Here is a 249-nt window from a genome sequence, read left to right on the forward strand (position 1 = left end):
GGTCATTTTAATGCAGCAACAATATCGGGAGCCTGGGCTGTAGATGGTGTGCGTTACGCAGCCTATAACCTGAACGCTCTCGCTGCCGTGCTATTTATTGTGCCGCGCTTTGCTAAAACTCAACACGCGGTCGGTGCCGGTTTATTGGCTGGTGTCGTCGCCATAGTGCCGGGAATTTTTGTGTTTTTAACCTTACTGGCAAACTCTATCTCTTTAAGCTGCATTACAGATACATTAATACTGACTGAT

Annotated in this window: 1 protein-coding gene; it reads left to right on the forward strand. The window is 47.0% G+C overall.

Annotation, left to right across the window (positions count from 1 at the left end; all coding sequences use genetic code 11):
* Window positions 1–249: hypothetical protein (locus R0K30_RS22915; RefSeq protein ID WP_410613258.1), on the forward strand; the 249-nt coding region annotated here is incomplete at both ends.

The sequence above is a fragment of the Bacillus sp. SIMBA_154 genome, assembly GCF_046536015.1.
Taxonomy (GTDB): domain Bacteria; phylum Bacillota; class Bacilli; order Bacillales; family Bacillaceae; genus Bacillus; species Bacillus pumilus_P.